Origin of the sequence: Flavobacterium flabelliforme, assembly GCF_017948675.1 — a bacterium.
In the GTDB taxonomy this organism is placed as follows: domain Bacteria; phylum Bacteroidota; class Bacteroidia; order Flavobacteriales; family Flavobacteriaceae; genus Flavobacterium; species Flavobacterium pygoscelis.
In genome coordinates this window covers 160820-185359 of sequence record NZ_JAGFBU010000003.1, presented here as the reverse complement: position 1 = coordinate 185359, position 24540 = coordinate 160820, and the positions used below count along the sequence as shown (strand labels likewise).

Here is a 24540-nt window from a genome sequence, read left to right as displayed (position 1 = left end):
ATGATTCCACTTTTAAAACAAAACATAAAACTTGCATTTCCAATATTTTTAGGCCAATTAGCTTTCACATTTATAGGTTTTATTGATAACATAATGATAGGCAGATTAGGGGCTTCGCCCCTTTCTGCTTTTTCATTAAGCAATAATCTTATATTTTTAGCTTTTGCCCTAAATATTGGATTTACGATGATGTTTACCCCTCTCATTTCAGAAATGTATAGTCTTGGTAAAATTAAAGAAACTAAAAATATTTTGTTTCACGGCTTTGTTGTTTACACAGTTTTGGGCATTATACTGTTTATAATACTCAAAATATTATTATTCAACCTTTCCAATTTTGGTCAATCAGAACAAGTTATAAAAATAGCAAAACCTTATTTTTCAATTCTATTATACTCATTTATTCCCGCATTTCTATTTCAAATATTAAAACAATTTTCAGATGGCTTAAGCAAAACAAAAATAGCAATGTATTGTATTTTTGCTTCTCTTCTTTTAAATATCTCTCTTAATTATTGTCTCATTTTCGGAAAATTTGGTTTACCTAAATTTGGTTTATTAGGGTCAGCAATAGGCACATTAATATCACGATGTTTTCTATTCTTCATATTATTAATTTGCCTATTAAAGAATAATGAAACAAAGATTTTTTTCAAAAATTTAATAAGTCATAAATTTAAATTCAATTCTACAAAACAAATTATAAGTTTAGGTTCTTTTTCAAGTTTTCAAGTCTTTTTTAAAATAGCATTATTAACTTCAAGCGTTATTTTATCAGGAAAATTAAGTACAACAGCTCAAGCGTCAAATCAAATAATTTTAAGTATTTCAGCACTTATGTTTTCTATCCCTTTCAGTTTAGGAACAGCATCAGCTATACAATCAAGTAAATTATTAGCACAAAAGAATAACATCCTTTTTAAAAAATCATTACAATCATTTTTTATTTTATCCTTATTTTGTTCAGTTATCTTCACAATTATTCTTCAAATATTTAAAAACAAAATACCAACTATTTATATAAATGATAATTCAGTAATTTTTACAGTTGCAAGTACATTTGCGTTTTTATCATTATTTCAATTAATAGATAGTCTTGAAACAATAGCTTTAGGCACACTCAAAGGAGTAAAAGATACCTTAAAACCTTTTTTTATTGCTTTTTTTTCTTATATTATAATTGCAATACCATTATCAATTATATTAGCTAAGATTATAGGAATTAAAGGGATTTGGATGGGTTTATCAATTGGTTTGATTATTTCATTATTTTTTTTGATTGTCAGAATAAAACGATTATATCAAAATTCATAAAAAAGTTATTTCTTAAGGAAACAATGTTGTTTTATAAATACTTAAATAAGCAAATACATAAATAACTTTTATGAATGCCAAACTAGCTAATTAGAAGTGCTAAAATAGAAAGTCGAATGAAACTAAAGAATAAAGGCTTCCTGTAACCGTCGTTTGGCAATATGGCGGGATTTGGCTTAATTTAAAGATAGTTTTGTACTTGGAAAATTAGTCATTAACCGAAAGATTAGGCTTCCTTAATCCGCCACATCGCCAAGCGACCAAACGTTGGCAGACATTTTTGACCGAAATATGAGAAACTACTTTTATTCAGACGAAGAACTTTCGCATTTAAAATACATTAGAGATAATTCGCCAATCAGAATTTGGTTTGAACATATTCAATATGTTTTTGAATATGAGAAATTTAATTTCACACTAGAAGTTGAATTAGCCGAAGAAGTTAATCTTTCAGATTCAATTAAAAATAACATTTGAAACAATATGCAATGAAAACAGCAATTAAATTTAAAGGCGAAAAATTTGTTGCTCAAGAAGGAAGCGAATTAATTGTAGAAAATCAGAAAATAGAGAAAATTGAAATTGCTAGAACAAAATTATATTTTGCGCAGCATACTAAAATTTCTAAGAATTTATGGAACTCAGAAAGTGGTCAAGTTAGCCCAACTCAAAATTTACTAAAAAAATCAGAAATTGAAATCACAGTTGACGTTGGCGTTATTTTAAAGTTGGAAAACAGAAAAATATATAACCTATTAATTATTGACAATGATGACGATTTTAATTAACGAACCACAAATATCAAGAAGGCGATTTTCGAAATGAATTAAGTGATAAATATCAATTTATAACGCTTAATTAAAACGTCTGCCAACACACGTTTGGCGCAATTGCGAATTTAGTGGTAAATTCACGTTCACGTTTCGCAAGAAATATTATCTTAGTGGAAAATAATCAGTTCCGAACTTCGCAACTGACGAGAAGCAGCGGAACGTTATGTGTACACTTCCCGCAACAGACTAAAAACGAATCATATAATTATATTAAAACACTAAAAAACAATATTTCTAATAACTTTATAAATTATGTTTAAGACAGAAAATATTATTATAAAAATAGCAAACTCAATTGACTTAGAAGGAATTGTTAAACTTCAATCTGAAAATCAAAAATCCCAAGGAGGAACATTATCGGGCGAATTGAATATAAATCAAATTGAAGAAATGATGAAAGATATGCCTCAAATTGTAGCTTATGTAAATCAAGAAATCGTTGGTTTTCTTTTAACAACATCACAAGCTGTTCATAAAAAAAGGAATGTTCCAATTGTTGATGAAATGTTTAAGTCTTATAAAGGTAATATTGACTCATACATCTATGGTCCTGTCTGCGTTAGTAAAACACAACGCGGAAAAGGCATAGCTCAACTTATGTTTAAAGAACTTTTACTTCAAGAACCAAATCGAGAAGGAATTCTATTTATTGAAAATGACAATGAAGCTTCTTTAAAAGCGCATGAAAAAATGGGAATTAAAAAAGTTGGCAATTTTAACTTTAATACTAAAGACTTTAATGTGTTTGCCTATTAATTTTCACCGAAGGAATGTAAAAAAAGCTACACGTAACATCCGTTTGGCGAGATTGGGGTTTTAGTGGAATTAACGTTTTTTATCAATAGCTCTTTTCGGCAGAAAACACTCGACTTCGAAAGTCCCCAACCTAGCCAAGTGCCAAAACATTAGGTAACATATAAAAAAAATGAGAACAAAATTTGATATATTAGGTTTTTGCGTTGGGTGGTTTGCAATAATCACACAGTTTTTTTTGATGTTGCAAAACAGGCAAACAGACATTCCTGAAATGATTATTCGTTTTTTTAGTTTTTTCACCATTTTAACCAATATTTTAGTAGCACTATATTTCACTTCTTCCGCATTTAAATTAAAATCAATTCCTTTTAAATGGTTTTCCTCTAAAGGGACATTAACGTCAATAACGGCTTTTATATTGATAGTGGGGTTAGTTTATCAAATAGTCTTAAGACAGGTTTGGCAACCTAAAGGATTGCAACGAATTGTTGATGAGCTTCTGCACACCATTATACCATTGTATGTTCTGATTTATTGGTTTTATAATGTCAATAAAAATAATTTATATTTAAAGTCAATATTGAACTGGTTACTATATCCTGTTTTCTTTTTATTATTTGTACTCATCAGAGGAAATTTCTCGGGGTATTATCCTTACCCATTTGTAAATGTTTCTGAAATTGGATATGAGAAAACACTTATAAACAGTAGTATAATATTATTTATAGCATTAACTTTACTGATAATCTTATTTTTAATTGGAAAAGCAATACTTAATAAACATAAAAAAATCCAGTAATTATGAAAATAAAAAACATGTTTTTCAGTTCTATTTGCGCTCTTATTATTATTTCTTGTGCTACCAAAAAACCTGTTGAAAGTGAGAAACTATATAACACAACTTGGGAACTAGAATATATTTCTGGACCACGAATTGCGTTTGGAGGATTATATCCAGAAAAAAAACCAATAATTTCTTTTGATAAAGAAACCAATAAAGTTTCTGGAAATAACAGTTGTAATGGGTACTCAACAGGCTATACTTTAACTGGTTCTTCTATTTCTTTTGGAGAGCCTGGACCATCAACTATGATGTATTGCGGAGAAGGCGAAAAAGTATTTTTGAATATGATAAAAAAAGTAAACAGATACAGTTTTGATCTAGACGGTAAATTAAATCTCATGATCAATGATGTTCCAATGATGCGATTTAAAAAAGGAAATAATTAATGAATAAAATCATAAAAATACACGTTGCCTTTTTATTGCTATTGTGCATTTCTTGTTCGGTAAAAACAAAAAATAAAACCGAGCAAAATGATGCTAAAATAAAAAGCGAAACTGCGGAATCAAATCAGGTTGCAGTTCCAAAAAACCAAATAAATAATGCAACTGAGGCTTATTTTAAAGCCTCGGGAACAGAACCTTTTTGGAGTTTGGAGCTATCAGAGCAACAAATTAAGCTAAGAACACCAACAGATTCTATTATTACATCAAATACTAAGCCTTTTCAAGCAATGGATAAGAATATAAAAATGTATAAAATAAAAGGAGAAACTGGACAACTCAACATCCAAATTATCCAATCTGAGTGTGCTAATGGAATGTCCGGAAAAATTTCACCATATAAAGTATCAGTGGAATATAAAAAAAATACAGAACAATCTCTTCATAAAATAGAAGGTTGCGGTAGTTACATAACTGATTATCGTTTGCACGATATTTGGGTTCTTGAAAAACTGAATGGAAAAAAGGTAGACAAAGCAAATTTCAACAATGATTTACCGTCATTGGAGATAAATGCCACAACAAATACATTTTTAGGTTTTGCAGGTTGCAACAGAATGAATGGTAAACTGTTTTATGAAAAAGAAATATTGCGATTTACAGACATTAATACAACCAAAATAATGTGCCAATCCAATAATGAAGAAAATACATTTTTAAAAGCATTTCGCAGTGCGACAAGATATAAAATAGAAAACAATCGACTTTGGCTTTCGAATCCTTCTGAGGAATTATTAATATTCAAAAAAATAGATTAATTTAAAAACAACAATTATGAAAAAATTAGCTTTATTAACATTTGCATTAGTTACAATAGTGGCATGTAAAAACAGCACTAAAGAAGAAAAACAAACTGTAACAGAAGAAGAAAATACGGTAATTGAAACTACCCAAAAATCAACTTTGGAAACTGGTTGTTATGAGTACAACAGCAATGGCAACTTGATTACAATGGAAATTACAGAAGTAAATGAAAATGTAATGGCAGATTTAAATATTGCTTATGCCGAAAAAGACAGTAATAAAGGAAAATTTGTTGGAAAATTAAATGGAGACAATCTAATTGGAACTTACACTTTTATGTCTGAAGGAAAAGAGAGTTCGAGAGAATTAGCATTTATGATTAAAGATAACCAACTTATTGAAGGTTACGGAGATTTAAATGAAGATGGTACTAAATTTATGGATGTAAAAACAATTCAGTATACATCTACTATGCCTTTAACAAAGGTAGATTGTACTAAATGAAGGTCAGAATGTTTGTTTGAAAATGGTAAATCTTTTTCCCAGTTAAAACAGACTTGTTTAGAACTAACTACCCTAAACATTAAACTAAATCCTTTAAAAGACGGAGCTAAAACAAAAGGCAGTTTTGCTTATATATTATTTGACAACAACCGAAAACAAGCAGAGGTTTTTTTTAGTTTTGAAAATAAAGGGATAATATTAACCAAAACTGATGAAGGTAATTGGAGTAATGGAAATTATAAACTCATCGCTTGGAAAGGTTATGTTATCCAAAAAGAAGGGAAAGCTATTTATGGAGGTTAAGAAAAGAATGAATAACGTCTGCCAACAGCGGTTTCAAGAAATGGCGAGAAATGTTGTAAATTCACGTTTTTCTTTCGCAAGAAATATTATCATAGTGGAAAATATGCGGTTACGAAGTTCGCCACTTCTTGAAGCCGCAAGACGTTGGCATTAATTATCCAAAAATTGGGAGAATTCAATAACTTAATGTAATAGTTTTAACTTTTTTAAATTTGTTGTATAAATTTCTATTTTTTACTTATGTAAAAACGATTTTAAGTAGCTTATTGCACACTGTAACTAGAGTTGCATTTTGTTCTTTGCTTTAGCTCCTAACAGGTTATATAATGAACCAGAATTGTGATTTGGTTTTTAGGCATCTAGGGCTAACATACGTAAAACATTCCGCAGTTGTTTGTCTCTTGTTTATATATCTTAACAAGTCCTCTTACACTACTTCCATTTAATATTGATTGGAACTTATCTAACTCCATAAAATCTAAGTTTGACATTAGATCAAATTAATATTAAATATGAATTTGCAAGAAATTGTAGGGATAATTGTGATTTGGATTGTGGCACTACACTTGAAAGATGAATTTTATAAGTGTATTATAAACAAGCATTTTGATGAACGTTGGGTGGATCCGCACTTAAATAAATTTAGTGGTCTAGATTTATAATCTATCTGTTTATTATTTAAATTATACTGCCAATTGTATATGCATATTGCTTTTTGTATACCAAATCCACTATATTTACTCAAAATTAAGTTGTAGTGAGCTCTTTACATATGCTTACGTTAGGCAAGCAATTGAAAAACCAAATTAATGGACAAATCAACACTTAACACCTATTTCCATTCCTTGTTTCCAATCCAGAAAGAAGTCGTGGAAAAAATTACGGAAACATTTTCTAATTTTGTATTAGTTAAGAATACTACGCTGTTGGATAAAGATACCATTAGTACAAAAACATATTTTTTGGAGAAAGGATACATGCGCTCCTATCTTCTTGATGAAGATAATAATGAAGTTACAACAAACATCTATTCAGGTCCTTGTTTTGTAAATGACTTTTTATCCTTCTTCAAAAAACAACCTACAAAAGAAATCTATCAAACCCTGACTGACTGTGAAATATGGGAAACTTCCTTAGAAAATGTACAAACAAATTTTCATAATATCGCCGAATTCAGGGAGTTTAGCCGTCTTTTATTTGTAATCAATTATTATAAACTTAACGACAGAGTAATTGAAATGGCAAGTCAAAAAGCAGAAACTAGGTATTTAAATCTTTTAAAACAGCAGCCATTTACTTTTCAACATGTTCCTCTTAAAATTATAGCTTCATATTTAGGAATTACAGACAGTACATTAAGTAGAATTAGAAAAGAAATCAGTAAACTATAATTTCTTGACATTTATCAAGTGCTTATCTATTCGTGAATTTTGATCTTTGTAAAAAAAAATATGAATAAGAAACAGATTGTTATCATAGGTCTTGGGGGTGTTGGCGGTTATTTTGGCTTTAAGATAAATCAAGCAAACGAAAAAATTAAGCAACATTCAATTTCTTTTGTAGCAAGATGTCAGACTTACGATATTGTAAAAGCAAATGGACTAACGTTACTTTCTCCTGAACATTCAATAAGTATAACAAAACCCGATGCGATGCATCAAACAGTTTTCAATATTTCTAAGCCCGATTTGGTATTTATTTGTGTTAAAGAATATGATTTAACGAATATTTGTGAGCAACTATCCGAAGTAATTACAAAAAACACCATTCTTATACCAATGATGAATGGTGCTGATATTTATGATCGAATTCGTGAAATCATACCCTATAATATTATCCTTCCCTCCTGTCTTTATGTTGCGTCACATATAAAAGAAAAGGGTATTATTGAACATAAGGGAAAGTCAGGGAAATTAATTTTAGGCAAAGACCCAGAACATATTTCTGAAGATATAGGTTGGGTTATAAAGTTAATAGAAAATAGTAAAATAGATTTTGAATTTAAAGACAATTCATTACTTGATATTTGGACGAAATTTATTTTTATAGCAAGTTTTGGCTTAATAACTGCAAAATACAATTCATCAATAGGAGCCGTTTGCAGTATTCAATTACAAAAAGAAGCAGCAACGAAAATAATGGATGAAATAAAATCAATTGCAGATCGGAAAGGAATTTATCTGCTAGACAACATTATTCAAAAGACATTTGAAAAAGCTGCTACGTTTCCTCCAAAAACACCTACCTCTTTACAACTTGATTTAAATTCCGGAAAAGGTAATAATGAATTAGAGTTGTTCGCTGGAACTATTATCAAATATGGAAAAGAATTGAATGTGAAGACGCCTTTTACTGAAAGTATCTATCAAGAAATAAAAGCCATACACGACATTTAAGGCGCAATGATTTTAAAGCATGTGTTTGCCCGAAAACTAAAATTCAAGGAAACAACCAAAAAGCACAAAATGCCAAAAATATCTTATATAAAGTCCTCAAAACCGACCAGCGCCATGAAGTTATCCGTCAACATAAGAAAACCGAAATGAACAAATATAAATCTACAAATGACTCACGATAGTATTAAACTCTTTTTAGAATCATTCAAGATATTGACAGATGTTGAAATTAACAGCTTTATTCAAATGCTAACTCATAAGCTCTTCAAAAAATCGGAGTACTTTAGTAAGGAAGGCGAAACTTGTAAACAAGTAGCATTTGTTTTATCGGGAAGTTTACGTAGTTATTATAATTCGGACAAAGATGAAGAAATTACTTACTGTATTACGTTTCCCAACAGCTTAGTGACTGCCTACTCCTCATTCTTAACGGCACAGCCAACACAAGAAAATATACAAGCAATTGCTGAAACTGAAGTATTAATCATTCAGAAGATGGATTTTGAGGTCTTAATTCAACAAAATCCTAATTGGGTTTATTTCTTAAAAACAATAGCCGAACAACAATACATTGAATTAGAAAAAAGAATATTTAATTTACAAAAAAGTGACGCAGTAAAACGATATGCAAACCTGATGAAAAATCAACCAGAGTACATTCAAAAAATTCCTTTACAATATTTAGCCTCTTACTTGGGAATTTCACAACGACATTTAAGCAGAATACGAAAAGAATTTACTTTTTAGACATTTGTCCTATTAATAAAGTTTAACAGGATTTAGCTTTGCACATCTAACATTTAAAACTAAAGAGATGAGCAAAAAAATTTTAATAATTGGTGGAACTGGTTTGATTGGTAAAACTATTTATGAAATGCTGTCAAGTAGAAGTCCTTCTTTGAAAATTTTCATCGCAACAAGGAATAAAGATGGAAATCCAGACCATATTTACATCGATGTAAATGACAAAAGCACATTTGTATCATTAAACATACATTCGATCAGTCTAATCATTATTTGTACAAAAGACCATCATAATAATATTTTAGATTATGCAATAAAGTCTAAAATCGATTATATTGATATTACAAAACCTACAAGCGAGTTAATTAAATCTTTAGATTTTACCCGTAAAAGATCCTTTGAAAGTAAAATTGTATTTGGTTCTGGATGGATGGGTGGCATTGCCCCATTGTTAATAAATGCAAAAAAAGTGGTTATTAAAGATATTACAAGTGTTGCGATATTTATTTACTACTCTACTAAAGATAAAGCCGGAAAAAGTTCTGCTGATTTTATGGCAGAGATTGTAAGTAAGACGTTCAATTTCTATCAAAATAATATAAAAATTATTACCAAGCATTTTTTAAATTCAAAGTATCATAAATTTGATTTTGACGGCAAAAATAGAAAAGTATATGATTTTGATATTCCAGATTTATATATTTTTAACCAGATAGAAAAAATTCCAACCGTAACAGCCAAACTAACTTTTGATTCTAAATTCATTACTTCGGCTCTAGGCATTATGCAAAAAATAAATTTATTTAAAATTTTAAATTTTAAAGAAAAAAAATTAATATTTGGAAGCAGCGGAAGTGGCGACATTTCTTCTTTTGAAATATCTTTTTCTAAAAGCAACTTAAATACTGAAAAAGTGACGATTAAATGCCGAGAAGGGCAAGCAGCGTTGACCGCCTTTTCTACGGTACTTCACATTGAAAAAATGCTAAAAAATGATATTAAGAGCGGTGTTTATTTTAGTCATCAACTACACGATCCTACAGAGTTTATATCTTCATTAACTTCAAATAACGCGATTAATATAAATATTTAATTATGAAAAAAATAGTTATTATAAATGGTCATCCTAATAAAGAAAGTCTGAATTCGGCATTCGCAATATCATATAAGAAAGGTGCTGAAAAGGCTGGTGCAGAAGTAAAAGAAATTGTTGTTGCTAGTCTAAATTTTAACCCCAATTTACAATTTGGTTACCAAAAAAGAACTGAATTAGAACCCGATTTGATTGATGCTTGGGATAAAATAAAATGGGCAGACCATTTGGTTTGGATTCACCCTGTTTGGTGGGGCGGACTTCCTGCTATTATGAAAGGATTTATTGATAGAGTTTTTTTGCCAGGCTTTGCATTTCAGTACAGAGAAAACTCGATCCTATGGGACAAATTATTAAAAGGTAAAACGGCTCACATTATTACAACACTTGACCAACCTAGTTGGTATTATTGGTTAGCCAATGGCAGACCAAGTGTCAACCAATTAAAAAAATCTACATTAGAATTTTGTGGAATTAAACCCGTAAAAGTTTCGTACTATGGTATCGTTAAAAACTCAACAGACGCAAAAAGATTAAGATGGGTTTTAGAAGTTGAAAAAATGGGCAGACAGCAAAAATAAAGTAGAATACTTAAAAGCGGTAGGTCAAAAGTTATGGTTTGTTATTCCGCATACACATTGGGGTAAATCATTATTTGTAGTAAAAATCCATATCTTCGTCAAACAAGACATGCAGCAGTGGGCATAACAGTTGGAAATAAGAGGATCATAGAAGGTAATAGGACTGACTTTTATAGGAGGTTATTAAGATGAATCCAAAGTCTATGATGATGTGTATTTAATACATTAGGAAAGAAAAAAGATTCAATTAATAAAAATGAGTAAAGAAGAAATAAGGATAATTTAATAATAATTCTGTTAACATCGATGTGGTAATATGGTGAGCTTATTTCTAAATCCAAGTTAAGTACTTTGATTGAATTGTAACCCGATATAAAATTTTGTGGTATTTTCCAATTAAACTTACACGACGGAATCAAATTAGCTAATGTACTAGATCTAAAAGACAATCATTACTTGTGCTTAAAGATAAAAATAACAGAACTAATGGACATTAGTCAACAATTGAATTTAGCTGACAAAAACCAAATGCTGGAATGGGTTTGGCAGTATGAAAAGTTTAGTAAAAAAATCTGAACTTGGTTCTTTTAACATAATTTAATGTTTGTTAAGCATTTTAACTGCTTAATTGGAAATAAAGCTAGTATAAAAACATTTCTTGACAATCTAAAACAAAATTGTAGAACTCAATAATCTATCGCAACACATGAAAATAGATAATTTAAAACCATTTGACGGACAACATTGTGAAACCACAACAACCGGAACATTGTTATTACAGCTTCATATTGAACTTTCTGAACCAATGCTTTTTGGACTTGCAGAAGGTCTAGGATACATATTTTGGAACATGAAATCTATGGATTACCCTTTTATTGGTGGACGAGTAAAACCTAACGTACTAACCGAAAATATAGCAAGAAACCTAAACCTTGAATTGACTGTAAATGAGACCTCATCGGTGCAAAAAGCTTGGGACAATGTAAAATCACTTATCGACAACGGACAAGCTGTAGGATTAAAGTTAGACTGCTTTCATCTTGAATATTTTTCAAGACCATTTCATTTTGCAGGACATTATACTGCTCTTTATGGCTATGACAGCGAAAACGCATTTTTAGTAGACACAAATCAACAAGGCGGACTAGTAAAAACTACTTTGAAAAGTTTGGAGCTAGCAAGAGCGGAAAAAGGACCTATGTCATCAAAAAATTTGTACTATACTTTGCACAAAACTGACAATGATTTTGACTTACGAACGGCAATTTTAAAAGCAATTAGAAATAATGCAGCTGAACATATAAATCCGCCAATCACAAACATAGGCTATAAAGGAATTTTGAAAACAAGTTCAGAAATTATCAAATGGTTCAAATTAAGCAAAGACATTGAAAATGATTTTAAAATGACTGCTATGTTGATGGAAAAAGCAGGAACGGGCGGGGCTTTATTTAGAAATTTATATCGTGATTTTTTGAAGGAAAGTTACGAACTGCTTAAACTAGACAAATTGAAACAAGGGCATATAGAATTTGTAGAAATAGCAAAACTATGGAAAAATGTTTCAGACCTTTTCATAAAAGTTAGTGAAACACGAGACATTAAATATATAGAAGAAGCATCGGAAATTTTAAAAATATTATCCATAAAAGAAAAAAATACAATGGAATTATTGGCCACAATATAGCCGTATTACAAATATCATTCTGGCGAAATTGCAGATTTATTTTAATAACGGTTTTCAGCATATCGTCGTGCCGTCAAAATACAGTATGCAATATAATAACCAACTTTTCAAATTCTAAAAATCTTGTAGCTGGATTGTGCAATATGAGAGGCCGATTAACAGAAATTACAGTCAATACAATGGTGGCAAGACAAACATATTCCAATGGTGTTTCACAAGTAGTTGAAGAAATTGCAGGAGCCCAAAATATTGAAATTGAAACGATGAAAAATGCAGTTATTCAACGTTCTAATCCTAATATTTTATTAGAAAGATTTATAAATCCGCATGAAATTGCAAATTTAGTAACCTATTTATCAAATCCTTTACCTATTGCAACAAACGGAGCTTTATTAAGAGCGGATTCTGTGCTTTTAAAAATAATTTAAATACACGCGCTTAAAACAATTTCTGTTGGTACGAAATAAAGATATTTTAACAGCATTGTTTTTTTTACTAAAATAAAATACTTTGTTTTATCTTAGTTCAAAAAAAAATAGAGGAGTCCAAACTCATTATGAAAGTGATCTATTGTAACTTTTCAGTTATTTTAGATGAAGTGACTAATACAAATTGCTATACATATGAAAATACCTAACAAGAACATTAAATTTCCACTAGCTAATTATGGAAAACTATGTTTTCTTAAAAATATAATAACAAATCCTAACATTGATGTTGGAGATTTTACATACTATGATGACTTTGAAAATGTAGGTAATTTTGAGAAAAATGTGAAATATCACTTTGATTTTATAGGAGATAAATTAATAATTGGAAAATTTTGTATGATTGCTTCTGACGTCAAATTTATTATGAATGGAGCCAATCATTTGACAAAATCAATTAGTTCTTTCCCTTTTGCCATATTTGGTGATGATTGGAAAGATGCGATGATTGGAAAAGAATATCCAAATAAAGGAAATACTGAAATTGGAAACGATGTGTGGATAGGATTTAATGCTACAATAATGCCAGGGATAAAAATAGGTGATGGTGCTATAATTGCAAGTAACTCTGTTGTAAGTAATAATGTTGAACCATATTCAATTGTTGGTGGTAATCCTGCAAAAGAGATAAAAAAAAGATTTACAAATGAACAAATTGAAAAACTTTTGAAAATTAGTTGGTGGAACTGGCCAATTGAAAAAATTACCAGAAACATACAGAATTTGACAAATGATAATATTGATGTTTTAAAGATGTAGTAAATCTAATATTAGGTGGTCATTAATGCGCGAGAGAAATTTAATTTTTAATAAATTAGTAATTTTGGCCCTAATCTGATTTTTTTGGAAATTAGTTTATAATATAGTTCCAGCTAGAAAAAATAGAAAAAGAGATTAAAATTATGACCTAAATGCTCATGTTGTAGTGAAAGATTACTACAGCTAATATTATTATAAGTAGAAATTTGCAGTTGTTAATACTTTGAATTTTAAGCTAATTAATGGTTTATACACTAACTTATTAGCTATGCAATTCGGGAATTTCAATATTCAATTCGGGAATCAAACACTAGATAATTTGCACCGAATACAATCAGCGTATAGATTTGTTTTTGATTTAATCAAGAATACTAAATCTAAATAACCTACAATGAAATTATTTTCTGAGTCCCTGCAGTCGGAATTAGACCGAAAACTAGAACTGATACCTTTAGAAGGAGCTTATACAGTTCGTTATTATGAAGAGGCTATCAAAATCCTGATTATGGGTTTAGAAAAACTAAAAACCTACTTAATAAAATACAAATTCAAAGATAAAAATGAAGAGATTGAATTTTTTCGGTATGTCAAACCTATGTTTGCGGGAAAGCTCATTTATTATACCGAAATATATAATATTGAAACGAATAAACCCTACGGTCCCAAAAAAACACTTCGTAAATATTATAATTCTGAGTTGCTAAAACTAAAAACATTTTTCGACGAAAATCAGGAATTTTACCGCTATTACCGCACAAATAATCGATACCTTGACAAAATGTACTTTGTAAGAGGCAAATGTGATATTAAATTAACACTAGATAATTTTTACTTTCAGGCTGACCAGCGTTTTTCTACTTCTCATGATCATAAATTAGCAAAAATTCTGGCCAATGATTTGATTAAATGTTATATAGAATCAGAAATCACAAAGATAGAGCATAACCACGACCAGCAGAGGCTAAGAAATTTACCTTCTAGAAACCTGAAATGGACAAGCTCAAAAGTGGAACTTATAGAACTAATTTATTCGCTTCATACAGAAGGTGTTTTCAATAATGGAGCAGCAGGACTCAGTGAAATAATCAGCTTCTTCGAATCAGTTTTCGATATTAATTTAGGTCAATTCCACCGCGTTTTTCTCGAAATTCGAAACAGAAAAACTGAAAGAACTAAATTCCTAAATATCCTAAAAGACAAACTTATCAAACGTATGGACGAAGCAGATGAAAATTAAAAAAGGCTACTCAAAAATGAGTAACCTAGTTAGAACACATTATTTAAACCGCATACAATTTAACTTAAATCTAGTTCTTAATCATTACCAACACGCGTGATAAGTTTTTTCCAGTCCGGATCAATAATGTTATCTGTTACGGGGCTCGAATAACTCGAAATACTATCCTGTATATGATAAGCTTCAGATAGCGTACTGGGCATATGCATTCCTGGTACATACTTGACAGTACTTTGAGCCGACACCACTTCCACTTTTTTGGGTGCATGATAAGAATTTTCATTTTTCCCATTTACCTCCTCTAAAGTATCATCTGATACAAAAACCGAATCCATAGTACAGCAATTAAGTGTAAATAAAAAGGAAACGCATAGTGAAGTGCTTAAACATGGATTGAATTTTTTCATTTTAGATATTTTTTTTAAATGTTACTGATTACTATTTTCATCAGTTCATTTCTCCCGGGGTAATTTGAACAATGTTGGTGTTGGTTTTACTCATAAAAAACCATTTGAATTCAAGACAAAACTAATGGCTCTTTTCTCTCCCCGCAAGTCTACAACTGTCCAATTCGGGAATCTATCATATGTAATTCACGAATTGAACACATAACATTTCCTGATAAATAACAACTATACAGTGAGTTATATTATAGAAGATAAAAAAACCCTTTATTAACGTAATTCTTTTATCAATTAATTTATTTTAATTACTTTAGTATGCAGGAACAGAATAAAGTGGTAAATAAGTCCTGCATTTTCTAATCGGTAAGCCCCCAATCTTATAGATATATGATGAAAAAATACTTAATAATACTATGGGTATGCCTGTTTCATAATGCCTATGCGCAACAAAATAATTTGTTAATCTCAGACAGCCTTTCCGGTAAAACCTATGAATTTTTTAGCAACAACATACGATATGAGGAAAAAGATAGCATTAATGAGAGGTTATATGCACAATCGTGGTTAGCTAAAGGAAAACGGGAGAAAAACTTCGGTCAAATGACGCAGTCTTATAAAGCTTTAATTTATTTAAGCGATAATAAGCTACAACTAAAATATGCAGATAGTATGCTGACTGCAGCGAGAAGTACAGCTGACATCGAATTAATCGGATCAGCATATATGACAAAAGGGATAATACAGTACGATCATAAAGAGCACAGAAAAGCTCTAGATAACTATCTGATAGCTGATGAATATATTTCAAAGACAGACAACCACTATCTAATATACAAAGTAAAATATGTAATTGCTCAGGTCAAGTATCACCTTGGATTTTACGATGAGGCAACAGCATTATTTCAAGAATGTGTGAAATATTTCAAGAAAAAAAATGAACGTGCCTATTTAAATTCATTGCATTCGTTAGGACTTTGTTATAACCGAATAGGTAAATATCAGCTGTGCAGCCAGATCAATCGAACGGGAATAAGCGAGGGCTTGCGCTTTAAAAATTTAGAAATGCAGCCATACTTTATCCATTCAGAGGGCGTAAATCAATATTTTCAACACAATTATACAGATGCAATAAAAAAATTGACAAAGATATTACCTATTGTGATTGATAATAAAGACTTTATAAACGAAACAACCGCCTATTTTTATATCGGAAAAAGCTATTGGGATCAAAAATTACATATAAAGGCATTACCCTATTTATTAAAAATAGATGAAGCTTTCCAAAAACAAAAGTACATACGTCCTCATTTACGGGAAGCCTATGAATTCTTAATAGATTATTATCAGCAACAAAACGACAAAACTTTAGAGTTATATTATGTCAAAACACTTTTAGAAGTTGATAAGTTACTACTCCAGGATTACAAATACCTTACAGGGAAAATACACAAAGAATACGACACAAAAAAATTACTCCAAAGGCAAAGAAACATTGAACAGTACTGGACAGTTATAATCTGCCTTGTGATGACAGTTATGACAGTGCTTATAGCGATACTGGTGTACAGGCACTATAAAAATAAAAGATTATTCAAAGAACTAATGAACAGGAAGCCAGAAACATCTAAATTATGTGTAGGATCAGCAAGTAAGGAACTAGATATAAATCCTGATGTAGTTGCTACAATTCTAAAAAAATTAGAAAAATTCGAGCACAGTAAAAAGTATCTCGAAAAAGAGATAAATTTATTGAAATTGGCTTCTTTATTGAATACTAATACTAAATATGCTTACAAAATAATTGCAAAATATCGTAACAAAGGAATTATTGAATATATCACTGATCTTAAAATTGATCATATCATAGAATTGCTTAAAAGTGAAAATAAATACCGTATTTACAAAAACAAATCATTAGCAGACGAGGCTGGCTTTGGCTCTACGCAAAACTTTACAAGAGCATTTAAAACCCGTACAGGGATATCCCCAAGCTATTTTTGTACGGAATTAAACAAATCTTTAACAGCAGATATTTTAAAATAATTTTAAGGAGAATTTAAATAATTCTATTGCCTCATCAGTAAGGACCGTAGTTTCTGCTTTTCGAATTAAATTGAGGCTCTGCTTAATTTTTAAATTTTTATATTGCTGATTCGTTTTTGCGGAAATAATTATTAAATTGGCTAATTTGAATAAATCTCCTTTAATTACTAAATTTTTTTTTAATGTAAACTTTAATTATATGCAATTATGATTGTAGCATCACACAATAAAGGTTGGAAAATTATTACTCAGCGCTCTCATGGCCTTCTAGCTGCTATGATTGCTTATCAATATGACATTAAATTACCCAATGAGATTATTGTTCCAACACTTATCGCAATAGCGGAACACGATGATGGTGTTGCAGAAACTTTAGAAAATAAAAATCTAACCGATGCTGGAGCACCTAGAAATTTTTTAGTAAGCGATAATTCAAGTAAGACTGACCTAAAGCAATATTTAAACGTTATGGAACTGGCTACTTCTAAATGCCAGTTAAACGCTCTATTAACCTCTATGCATTTAAATTTTATCTTTGGTGGTATTAATGAGGAAAATGATTCGAAGCTAAATTTATTTCTGAAGGAACAAGAAACTAATCGTAAACAAATACTGAAGCACCTTAATATTGATAAAAAATATTCGGAACGTTTATATAGATTAGTTGAATGGTGCGATGCATTTTCTTTGCTAATTTGTTTGGATAAAATTCAACCTGAAGGTAGAAAAATGGAAGTATCTGAAAGTCCCGATGGTGATTTAAATGAGGTTTATTATAAAGATGAAAATACAATATCTTTAAAACCTTGGGTATTTAAAGAAAATTCCTTTAAAGTTTTTTATGAATATAAAATTGTAGAACAACTAAAATTCGATTCGTTGGAAGAATTTGATGAAATTTTCAGCAAATCTCCAACAATAAGGAAAGAATTTATTTTTTCAAAATAATGTTTGCTTTAAATTCCTTTTAATTTTTTTGTAAACCAACACAAATTTATAGATTAACTCTAATAGTACGCTTAATTTTTAAAAAACTTAAAAAAATTACCATCATGTTCTTAAAAGAACCCAAATGAGAAGATTTGATATTGTAATTAAAAATAAATCCTTATTTACACAATATGCCGGGAAAAGGAAATATAATTAAAGTTACCTATATAATGTAAAATAATTTATACTGAGCTTTGAAAAATGATTCTTAATAAGTTTCTTATACGATATATGGCGTAATTAGCACCAAAAATAATTTAGTAAAATTTTAATCTGCCGACCCTTTTTTTTGAAGTAGTTCATTGCAAAATTTTAAAGAAATATCAATGATAATTTCAATATCCTTATCATCTGCTTTTATCTCTTTTTCTTCATCATAACGTAAAACATCAGTTATAAAATTCAAAACAGCTTCATCCGAATAACTACCATAATCAATTTTATCACATTCAAAATGAATAGTAATAAACGAAGTAGTATTGATTTTTAATTTCATCTGCTCATCAAGATAATCTGCTGGATTATCGATTTCAATTCCAAAATAATCGATTTCCATCTCATTTTCATCTATCAATGAAATTACTAGTTGTATAAAATGCGAAGCAGGAATATTAATTCTTTTGGTGCTTAAAATCAGTACGTGTTGCATATTTTAAATTTTAATTACTACGAATATTAAAACAAAGATAGATGTTGTGGATTATTGGAAATTTGCTTAGCCACTAAATCCGTCTTGTAAGGATATGCGAAATCTTCGATTGGCGTTAAATTAAGCCACTTACTTTCATCTTCTGGATGTAAAACTATCGGCATTCTCTTTTTAATATTGTGAATCTTTGCCATTAATGGACTTGCTTGAGTCGTCAACATTGTATACGTACTAATTACTTGGCCAGAATTCGTATCATTCCATCGAGAATATAGTCCTGCAAAAGCAAATAACTCTTTATTCCCAATTCCTATTTGATATTTAACTTTGTTTTTTCCTTTAGAATCTAACCACTGCCATTCATAAAATCCATTTGCTATTATTAAACACCTTTGATTGACAACATCTTTAAACGATGGCTTTTCTTTAATAGTCTCAATCTTTGCATTTAGAGTCATAACCTTAATATCATCGTTTTTTGACCAAGCAGGGATTAAGCCCCAATTAAAGTGCTCTATAATAGTAACATCCTCATTTGTAATTATTGGAGTTTTAGGAAATGTAAATCCATTTACGTGATCATCAGGTGCAAAGGAACTCTTGTCCTTAATTTTGGCATTAAAGCGCTTTTCAATTTGTAAAGCCAATTTAGTTTGTATGGTGTGGTAGCACATGTACTTAGGATTTTAAATAAGCAAAAATAATGATTTTTACAACACTCACAATCAGTACTTTAAATTACATAAAAATTCTATAAAATAGTGTAAGACTTTTTATTTGTGCATTTGCCAACTTTGTAAAAGGAGAAACATAATTCACCAATTAAACAAACATATTATGGAAAATAATCACAACAACCACAACAATGACAGAGGTCAAATGCTAACAGGAATGTTCTCTGACCGTGAAAGTACAGAAAGTGCATATAATGCATTACATGAACGCGGATATGCAAAAGAGGACATTAATCTAGTGATGTCAGATGAGACACGAAAAAAATACTATTCTGAAGAGAATGATAAATCTGAATTAGGAACTAAAGCGGCTGAAACTGCAGGTACTGGTTCTGCCATTGGTGGAACAGTAGGAGCTATTGTTGGAGTAATTGCAGCTATAGGTACAAGTTTAGTAATTCCAGGTTTAGGACTAATAGTTGCTGGACCATTAGCAGCTGGATTAGCTGGAGCAGGTGCAGGTGGAATTGCAGGTGGAATTATTGGCGCATTAGTTGGTTCAGGAATACCTGAAGATCGTGCAAAATTGTATGAGTCCGGTATTAACAACGGTCATGTTGTAATGGGAGTTCATCCAAGAAATGACGAAGATGCTGACTACTTAGAACAAAATTGGAAAACAAATAGAGGTCAAGATATTTATAGATAATCTTATCTATTTTAAAAAAAATACTCGGCATATTTATGTCGAGTATTTTTTTTGATTATAATGTAAAATTCTTAAAAATTTTAATGGGAAGTAGGGATAAAGATTTTGAAAGTTGCGCCTTCATTTAAAATTCCATGTGCAGTTATTATTCCACGATGATTTTCAACTATCCTTTTCACAATCGCTAAACCAATACCGGTCCCCTGAAACTTTTCCTTTCCATGCAAGCGCTGAAATACTTGAAATATTTTCTCACTGTATTCCTCTTCAAATCCAATTCCATTATCGCTAAATTTTATATAACAGTACTCTACATCTTGCTTCAGATTTAAATTATTTAACTCTGATCCAAAAGCTATTAAGCTGTCAATAGTAATTTTTGCATCGCAATCAGGTTTACTGAACTTCAATGAATTAGTAATTAAATTAAATACTACTTGTCTAAATTGAACTGGAATAACATCAATTTTGCAGTCATTTATAATGTTTATAGTAGTGCTTCTTCCTTCAAAATCGTACTCTAAATCTTCTTTTACCTCTTTAACTATAGTGGAAATATTTGCCTTCTCATATACACGTTCTTGAATGCTCGTTCTAGAATAAGCAAGTAAATCTTGAATAAGTGTTTGCATGCGATCAGCAGCACTTTGCATTCTTATAAACTTATCTTTACCTCCCTCAGATATATTGTCATACTCTCTTTCTCTAAGTTGAGTCGCGAATGTTTGAATTTTTCGTAAAGGCTCTTGTAAATCATGACTAGATATATAAGCAAAGGACTGTAATTCCTTATTCATCTTTTCTAAATCATCATTCTTCTGAAAAAGCTCCTTTGTGCGTTCTAAAACCTCTCGTTCTAGCTCAGTCGTAAATATTTTTTGATCTTGAATGTCTGTACTAGTACCTACCCACATTTTTATTTTTCCTTCTTTATCGCGTTGCGGGATAGCTCTAGTTAATTGCCAACGATATGTTCCATCACTTTTTCGAAAGCGATGCTCAATTATAAAATCTTTCTCGGTTGCTATTGCGTCCATCCATCTTTCAGTGTTGTCTTTTTTTTCATCGTCATGAACAATTGAGAGCCAACCTTTTTCAATAATTTCTTCCTTATTATAACCTGAGAAATCAAACACAGCTTGATTAAAATAGCTAAATTTTCCTCTTTCATCAGCAGTCCACACAAACTGAGGCATTGAGTCGGCTAAAAGTCTGAATTTTTGCTCATTTTCTTCTAACAGTTTCTTTGCTGTAACATTCGCCGTTACATCTGTGGCAACGACCATAACTCCTGTTACGGTATTGAAATCTAATAAAGGATGATATACAAAGTTAAAATAGCAGTTTTCCTTTTTACCAAATCGTGTTAAAGTCACTGGGAATTCATAACCATGAAAGGCTTCTCCCGTTCTATAAATTTCTTTAAAAATAGGACTTATAGTTTCTTCTGCATCAGGTAAAACTTCGAATATAGGTCTTGATAGTAAATCATTTGTGGTTTTGTCTACTAACTCTAAATAGGGAGCATTAACCATGTTGACGATATTTTCTGGACCTCGCACAATTATCATAGCAACTGGAGCTTGATGCACCGCATTACGAAAGCGCTTTTCACTTTCTTCAATTTTTTCTTTGACTTCATTCAATTCAGTGACTTCAGCAGCTGTGTTCATCACGCCATAAATTGCACCACTTGAATCTTTTAGTGGAGTAAAACTATAATTAAAATAATGAACCTTTAAAAATCCATCTTTTAAAAGAGCTACGGGCTGATTTTTAGCATTAAATGCTATTCCACTTTTATAAACCGTTTCTATCTGCTCATAAATATTTTGCTTTTCTAATTCCGGTAATAGATTTCTATATAATTTCCCAATAACATCACTTCCCTTTCCCCATGCATCAATCATGGATTGATTTGCAAGGGTAATACGCATCTCACTCCCAGTATAAACCGCGATTGGAAATGGTGCACTTTCCACCAAACTACGAATGCTTTGCTCACTTTTTTCAATTTCTTTTCGAGCAATCACTTGGGTAGTTACATCATATCCAAGAACCATAATTTTATTACTGTTGCTTTGATCATCGTAAATAGGTTCATAGGAGAAGTTCATATAAACATTTTCTAAGGTACCAGATCGCATAATTTTTAATGGTAGCTCTGTGGTAGATAAATGTTTTCCTGATGCTCTTACATTATTTAAAATTTCTTTAACTCCTTGTAAAGATAATTCTGGTATGGACTCAAAAACAGATATGTTATCAACTTCCTGTGGGGTTTTACCCCATAAGTCTAAAGCACTTTCATTTGCTATTTCAACAATATACTCTGAGCCACGCAAAATTGCAATAGCCATAGGCGCTTGTAATATGATTGATTTTAAGTTATTCTCACTTTGCTCTAGTTGTTTACGAGCAGTATTTTGCGCCGTAATATCCTCTACTGTTCCATTAAATCGGAATGGCTTTTTATTTTCATCAAATAACACCTTACCTTTTGCATGCAATGTAATTTCATTTTTAGAAATAGGATTTACGATATTATATGCGATATCATAAATACCTCCTGAAGAAAAATCCAAAGCTTTTGCAATAGCATTTAAAACATTTTCTTGATGCTCTTCTACAATAACCTTTGTGGCATCATCTAAGTCTACTTCCTGGTCAGCACTTAAACCAAACCATTCTTTTAAACGGATATTAGCTGAAAATTTATTAGTTATTGGATTATAATCAAATGTTCCTAGAGCTGCAGCTTCAATTACAAATTCTAATTCTTTTTTACTATCATCGAGCGCCTGCTCTACAGCTTTTTGAGAGGTAATATTTGTGTTCGTACCGAACCATGTAGTAATTTCTCCCTCCTCATTTTTTACAGGAAGAGCTCTAGTTAAAAATTGCTGATAATTTCCATCCGCACCTTTAATGGCATAGCTCATCTCCAATGGTATCCCTTTTTCTAAAGAGAAGTTCCATTCTTGCAATATATTTACCAATTCATCTTCACGATAAACGGACTTCCATCCCCAACCTTTCATTTCTTCAAAGGTAGTTCCCGTATAATCATACCATTGTTTGTTATACCAGTATAGCTCCCCTTTTTCGTCTGCCATCCATGCCAGATTAGGAATATTATCAGCAATAGCTTTAAATCGCTTCTCGCTTTTATTTAGTTCCTCATCTGCTAGGTTCTTAGCGGTAGTCTCAAAAATGGTTATTAAAATTCCTCCTATGGATCGATCCTGCAAAAAAATAGGACTGTATGCTAAATCAAAATAACAGTTTTGAATCGAGCCCTCTCTTAATAATGGAAACATAAAGTTTGAAAAACCTACAGATTCTCCTCGTTCCACGGCTTTAAAAATAGGTTCAGTAATATGCCACACCTCTGAAAAGGTTTCAGAAGTACTTTTCCCTAAAGCATCTATCTCCTTTTGATGTCCTAAAATGGGCACATAAGCATCATTAAAAATTTGTCGATATTCCTTTCCCCATGCGATATACATTGGAAAAGGATTATTTAGTATGATAGAAACTGCAGATTGTAGGTTTTGAGGCCAAGTATCTGGACTTCCTAGCGGAGTTTGTGTCCAGTCTTTGTTGCGAATTTGAAGTCCCATTTCGCCTCCACCTTCCAGAAAATAATATGGATTGTTCAAATTGAAATGATTAAAAATGTATTAGCACTGAATAATAAATTTACTTCTTTCGGGTTGATTAATTTTGTCTACAGTTAATAATACTGTTGCCTGATAAATTGCCTTTTTTAATATGCCAAAGTCACCTGGCTTTCTAATATAATAATGGGCTCCCATTTCATACAGTTTATTTACCATATCAATATCCATAGATGTAGAGAATATAACAACCGGTATGAATTTTAATTCTTCATTACATTTTATCTCTAATAGACATTCACAACCTGTTTTACGCGGCATATTCAAATCAAGGAAAAGAACGTCAGGTAATTGATCTGTATTATTTGTTAAGAACTCCATTAGTTCAACTCCGTCACTAACGGTAGATAAAGTAGTGGTCGAAAATAAATCTTCAACAGCATCTTGAAAAAAAAGACGATCATCCATATCATCGTCGGCAAGCAATAACTTTTCCATAATTAAGAATATCAAGTAAATTTCTAAACAGAAATTTTAGGGTAATAAAAATTTTCATAAAAATCACTTCAAAAGTAAGAAAAATTAAGCATCAAAACGCAAGTTTATCTGCGCAAATATGCCCTATCATTATCCTAATAAAGCTATGCTATTTAAACTCCGAAAATATTTAAACAACTTGATTGAAAAACTACAGATAAATTGAGAAATAAATTATTTTTTTAACT

26 protein-coding genes are annotated in these 24540 nt (G+C 30.6%); 21 read left to right on the top strand and 5 right to left on the bottom strand.

The genetic code is table 11. The annotated features are described in order from the left end of the window. The 18 genes from J3S90_RS09535 to J3S90_RS09450 all read left to right on the top strand — a co-directional run bounded on the left by J3S90_RS09535 (nt 1) and on the right by J3S90_RS09450 (nt 14726). Nucleotides 1–1314, top strand: a complete 1314-nt coding sequence (locus J3S90_RS09535) for an MATE family efflux transporter (protein ID WP_210646006.1) — start codon at nt 1–3, stop codon at nt 1312–1314. A 291-nt stretch (nt 1315–1605) separates the two neighbouring features. Continuing rightward, entirely contained in the window at nt 1606–1791 is a 186-nt protein-coding gene (locus tag J3S90_RS09530) for a hypothetical protein (protein ID WP_210646005.1), read from the top strand. Between the two features lie 11 nt (nt 1792–1802). Further along, nucleotides 1803–2102 (top strand): hypothetical protein, encoded by a 300-nt coding sequence (locus J3S90_RS09525; RefSeq protein WP_210646004.1) that lies wholly within the window; start codon nt 1803–1805, stop codon nt 2100–2102. A 297-nt stretch (nt 2103–2399) separates the two neighbouring features. Beyond that, the gene (locus J3S90_RS09520) at nt 2400–2903 is read left to right on the top strand and encodes a GNAT family N-acetyltransferase (RefSeq protein ID WP_210646003.1); all 504 of its coding nucleotides are present in this window, start codon (nt 2400–2402) and stop codon (nt 2901–2903) included. A 169-nt stretch (nt 2904–3072) separates the two neighbouring features. Continuing rightward, nucleotides 3073–3702 (top strand): Pr6Pr family membrane protein, encoded by a 630-nt coding sequence (locus tag J3S90_RS09515; protein ID WP_210646002.1) that lies wholly within the window; start codon nt 3073–3075, stop codon nt 3700–3702. A gap of 2 nt (nt 3703–3704) precedes the next feature. Continuing rightward, complete coding sequence (locus tag J3S90_RS09510; RefSeq protein ID WP_210646001.1) at nt 3705–4133, top strand: META domain-containing protein; 429 nt, start codon at nt 3705–3707, stop codon at nt 4131–4133. Next, complete coding sequence (locus tag J3S90_RS09505; RefSeq protein WP_210646000.1) at nt 4133–4948, top strand: META domain-containing protein; 816 nt, start codon at nt 4133–4135, stop codon at nt 4946–4948. Before J3S90_RS09510 ends, J3S90_RS09505 begins: the two co-directional genes overlap by 1 nt. Nucleotides 4949–4964: 16 nt before the next feature. Continuing rightward, complete coding sequence (locus tag J3S90_RS09500) at nt 4965–5438, top strand: hypothetical protein (protein ID WP_210645999.1); 474 nt, start codon at nt 4965–4967, stop codon at nt 5436–5438. Nucleotides 5439–5450: 12 nt separating this feature from the next. Next, nucleotides 5451–5741 carry a hypothetical protein gene (locus tag J3S90_RS09495; RefSeq protein ID WP_210645998.1) on the top strand — a complete coding sequence of 97 codons (291 nt, stop codon included), beginning with the start codon at nt 5451–5453 and terminating at the stop codon, nt 5739–5741. Between the two features lie 809 nt (nt 5742–6550). Further along, a complete protein-coding gene (locus J3S90_RS09490) occupies nt 6551–7132 on the top strand; it encodes a Crp/Fnr family transcriptional regulator (protein WP_188050803.1) in 582 nt (193 codons plus the stop codon). A 60-nt stretch (nt 7133–7192) separates the two neighbouring features. Continuing rightward, nucleotides 7193–8137, top strand: coding sequence for a ketopantoate reductase family protein (locus J3S90_RS09485; protein WP_210645997.1), 945 nt, complete (start codon nt 7193–7195; stop codon nt 8135–8137). Between the two features lie 168 nt (nt 8138–8305). Continuing rightward, the gene (locus J3S90_RS09480; RefSeq protein ID WP_210645996.1) at nt 8306–8884 is read left to right on the top strand and encodes a Crp/Fnr family transcriptional regulator; all 579 of its coding nucleotides are present in this window, start codon (nt 8306–8308) and stop codon (nt 8882–8884) included. Between the two features lie 67 nt (nt 8885–8951). Then, a complete protein-coding gene (locus tag J3S90_RS09475; RefSeq protein WP_210645995.1) occupies nt 8952–9974 on the top strand; it encodes a saccharopine dehydrogenase family protein in 1023 nt (340 codons plus the stop codon). 2 nt (nt 9975–9976) lie between these two features. Then, nucleotides 9977–10555, top strand: coding sequence for an NAD(P)H-dependent oxidoreductase (locus J3S90_RS09470; RefSeq protein WP_210645994.1), 579 nt, complete (start codon nt 9977–9979; stop codon nt 10553–10555). Nucleotides 10556–11261: 706 nt separating this feature from the next. After that, complete coding sequence (locus J3S90_RS09465; protein ID WP_210645993.1) at nt 11262–12242, top strand: BtrH N-terminal domain-containing protein; 981 nt, start codon at nt 11262–11264, stop codon at nt 12240–12242. Nucleotides 12243–12385: 143 nt separating this feature from the next. Then, nucleotides 12386–12670, top strand: coding sequence for a hypothetical protein (locus tag J3S90_RS09460; protein WP_210645992.1), 285 nt, complete (start codon nt 12386–12388; stop codon nt 12668–12670). Nucleotides 12671–12865: 195 nt separating this feature from the next. Next, the gene (locus tag J3S90_RS09455) at nt 12866–13489 is read left to right on the top strand and encodes a CatB-related O-acetyltransferase (RefSeq protein ID WP_188050812.1); all 624 of its coding nucleotides are present in this window, start codon (nt 12866–12868) and stop codon (nt 13487–13489) included. Nucleotides 13490–13880: 391 nt separating this feature from the next. Continuing rightward, nucleotides 13881–14726 carry an RteC domain-containing protein gene (locus J3S90_RS09450; RefSeq protein ID WP_188050813.1) on the top strand — a complete coding sequence of 282 codons (846 nt, stop codon included), beginning with the start codon at nt 13881–13883 and terminating at the stop codon, nt 14724–14726. A gap of 77 nt (nt 14727–14803) precedes the next feature. Here the strand turns inward: J3S90_RS09450 and J3S90_RS09445 are convergent, their stop codons facing one another. Continuing rightward, nucleotides 14804–15061, bottom strand: a complete 258-nt coding sequence (locus tag J3S90_RS09445) for a hypothetical protein (protein ID WP_210645991.1) — start codon at nt 15059–15061, stop codon at nt 14804–14806. A gap of 456 nt (nt 15062–15517) precedes the next feature. Between J3S90_RS09445 and J3S90_RS09440 the strand changes: the two genes are divergently transcribed. After that, nucleotides 15518–17173, top strand: coding sequence for a helix-turn-helix domain-containing protein (locus J3S90_RS09440; protein WP_210645990.1), 1656 nt, complete (start codon nt 15518–15520; stop codon nt 17171–17173). Between the two features lie 207 nt (nt 17174–17380). Then, nucleotides 17381–18121 carry a DUF3891 family protein gene (locus J3S90_RS09435; RefSeq protein WP_188050816.1) on the top strand — a complete coding sequence of 247 codons (741 nt, stop codon included), beginning with the start codon at nt 17381–17383 and terminating at the stop codon, nt 18119–18121. A 310-nt stretch (nt 18122–18431) separates the two neighbouring features. Here the strand turns inward: J3S90_RS09435 and J3S90_RS09430 are convergent, their stop codons facing one another. Further along, nucleotides 18432–18812 (bottom strand): hypothetical protein, encoded by a 381-nt coding sequence (locus J3S90_RS09430; protein WP_210645989.1) that lies wholly within the window; start codon nt 18810–18812, stop codon nt 18432–18434. A gap of 26 nt (nt 18813–18838) precedes the next feature. Beyond that, nucleotides 18839–19486, bottom strand: coding sequence for an SOS response-associated peptidase (locus tag J3S90_RS09425; protein WP_210645988.1), 648 nt, complete (start codon nt 19484–19486; stop codon nt 18839–18841). Nucleotides 19487–19649: 163 nt separating this feature from the next. Between J3S90_RS09425 and J3S90_RS09420 the strand changes: the two genes are divergently transcribed. Further along, nucleotides 19650–20195: a hypothetical protein gene (locus J3S90_RS09420; RefSeq protein WP_188050819.1), complete on the top strand. Its 546-nt coding sequence runs from the start codon at nt 19650–19652 to the stop codon at nt 20193–20195. An 80-nt stretch (nt 20196–20275) separates the two neighbouring features. Here J3S90_RS09420 and J3S90_RS09415 read toward each other — a convergent pair whose 3' ends face one another. Together J3S90_RS09415 and J3S90_RS09410 are read right to left on the bottom strand one after the other, a co-directional pair. Beyond that, nucleotides 20276–23857: a PAS domain S-box protein gene (locus J3S90_RS09415; protein ID WP_210645987.1), complete on the bottom strand. Its 3582-nt coding sequence runs from the start codon at nt 23855–23857 to the stop codon at nt 20276–20278. Between the two features lie 21 nt (nt 23858–23878). Continuing rightward, complete coding sequence (locus tag J3S90_RS09410) at nt 23879–24313, bottom strand: response regulator (RefSeq protein ID WP_210645986.1); 435 nt, start codon at nt 24311–24313, stop codon at nt 23879–23881. Nucleotides 24314–24540: the final 227 nt, after the last annotated feature.

What these genes read in the sequence shown, in the direction of transcription:
- J3S90_RS09535 (WP_210646006.1), top strand. Translation starts at nt 1, where the DNA reads ATGATTCCACTTTTAAAACAAAACATAAAACTTGCATTTCCAATATTT.
- J3S90_RS09530 (WP_210646005.1), top strand. Translation starts at nt 1,606, where the DNA reads ATGAGAAACTACTTTTATTCAGACGAAGAACTTTCGCATTTAAAATAC.
- J3S90_RS09525 (WP_210646004.1), top strand. Translation starts at nt 1,803, where the DNA reads ATGAAAACAGCAATTAAATTTAAAGGCGAAAAATTTGTTGCTCAAGAA.
- J3S90_RS09520 (WP_210646003.1), top strand. Translation starts at nt 2,400, where the DNA reads ATGTTTAAGACAGAAAATATTATTATAAAAATAGCAAACTCAATTGAC.
- J3S90_RS09515 (WP_210646002.1), top strand. Translation starts at nt 3,073, where the DNA reads ATGAGAACAAAATTTGATATATTAGGTTTTTGCGTTGGGTGGTTTGCA.
- J3S90_RS09510 (WP_210646001.1), top strand. Translation starts at nt 3,705, where the DNA reads ATGAAAATAAAAAACATGTTTTTCAGTTCTATTTGCGCTCTTATTATT.
- J3S90_RS09505 (WP_210646000.1), top strand. Translation starts at nt 4,133, where the DNA reads ATGAATAAAATCATAAAAATACACGTTGCCTTTTTATTGCTATTGTGC.
- J3S90_RS09500 (WP_210645999.1), top strand. Translation starts at nt 4,965, where the DNA reads ATGAAAAAATTAGCTTTATTAACATTTGCATTAGTTACAATAGTGGCA.
- J3S90_RS09490 (WP_188050803.1), top strand. Translation starts at nt 6,551, where the DNA reads ATGGACAAATCAACACTTAACACCTATTTCCATTCCTTGTTTCCAATC.
- J3S90_RS09485 (WP_210645997.1), top strand. Translation starts at nt 7,193, where the DNA reads ATGAATAAGAAACAGATTGTTATCATAGGTCTTGGGGGTGTTGGCGGT.
- J3S90_RS09480 (WP_210645996.1), top strand. Translation starts at nt 8,306, where the DNA reads ATGACTCACGATAGTATTAAACTCTTTTTAGAATCATTCAAGATATTG.
- J3S90_RS09475 (WP_210645995.1), top strand. Translation starts at nt 8,952, where the DNA reads ATGAGCAAAAAAATTTTAATAATTGGTGGAACTGGTTTGATTGGTAAA.
- J3S90_RS09470 (WP_210645994.1), top strand. Translation starts at nt 9,977, where the DNA reads ATGAAAAAAATAGTTATTATAAATGGTCATCCTAATAAAGAAAGTCTG.
- J3S90_RS09465 (WP_210645993.1), top strand. Translation starts at nt 11,262, where the DNA reads ATGAAAATAGATAATTTAAAACCATTTGACGGACAACATTGTGAAACC.
- J3S90_RS09460 (WP_210645992.1), top strand. Translation starts at nt 12,386, where the DNA reads ATGAGAGGCCGATTAACAGAAATTACAGTCAATACAATGGTGGCAAGA.
- J3S90_RS09455 (WP_188050812.1), top strand. Translation starts at nt 12,866, where the DNA reads ATGAAAATACCTAACAAGAACATTAAATTTCCACTAGCTAATTATGGA.
- J3S90_RS09450 (WP_188050813.1), top strand. Translation starts at nt 13,881, where the DNA reads ATGAAATTATTTTCTGAGTCCCTGCAGTCGGAATTAGACCGAAAACTA.
- J3S90_RS09445 (WP_210645991.1), bottom strand. Translation starts at nt 15,061, where the DNA reads ATGGATTCGGTTTTTGTATCAGATGATACTTTAGAGGAGGTAAATGGG.
- J3S90_RS09440 (WP_210645990.1), top strand. Translation starts at nt 15,518, where the DNA reads ATGATGAAAAAATACTTAATAATACTATGGGTATGCCTGTTTCATAAT.
- J3S90_RS09435 (WP_188050816.1), top strand. Translation starts at nt 17,381, where the DNA reads ATGATTGTAGCATCACACAATAAAGGTTGGAAAATTATTACTCAGCGC.
- J3S90_RS09430 (WP_210645989.1), bottom strand. Translation starts at nt 18,812, where the DNA reads ATGCAACACGTACTGATTTTAAGCACCAAAAGAATTAATATTCCTGCT.
- J3S90_RS09425 (WP_210645988.1), bottom strand. Translation starts at nt 19,486, where the DNA reads ATGTGCTACCACACCATACAAACTAAATTGGCTTTACAAATTGAAAAG.
- J3S90_RS09420 (WP_188050819.1), top strand. Translation starts at nt 19,650, where the DNA reads ATGGAAAATAATCACAACAACCACAACAATGACAGAGGTCAAATGCTA.
- J3S90_RS09410 (WP_210645986.1), bottom strand. Translation starts at nt 24,313, where the DNA reads ATGGAAAAGTTATTGCTTGCCGACGATGATATGGATGATCGTCTTTTT.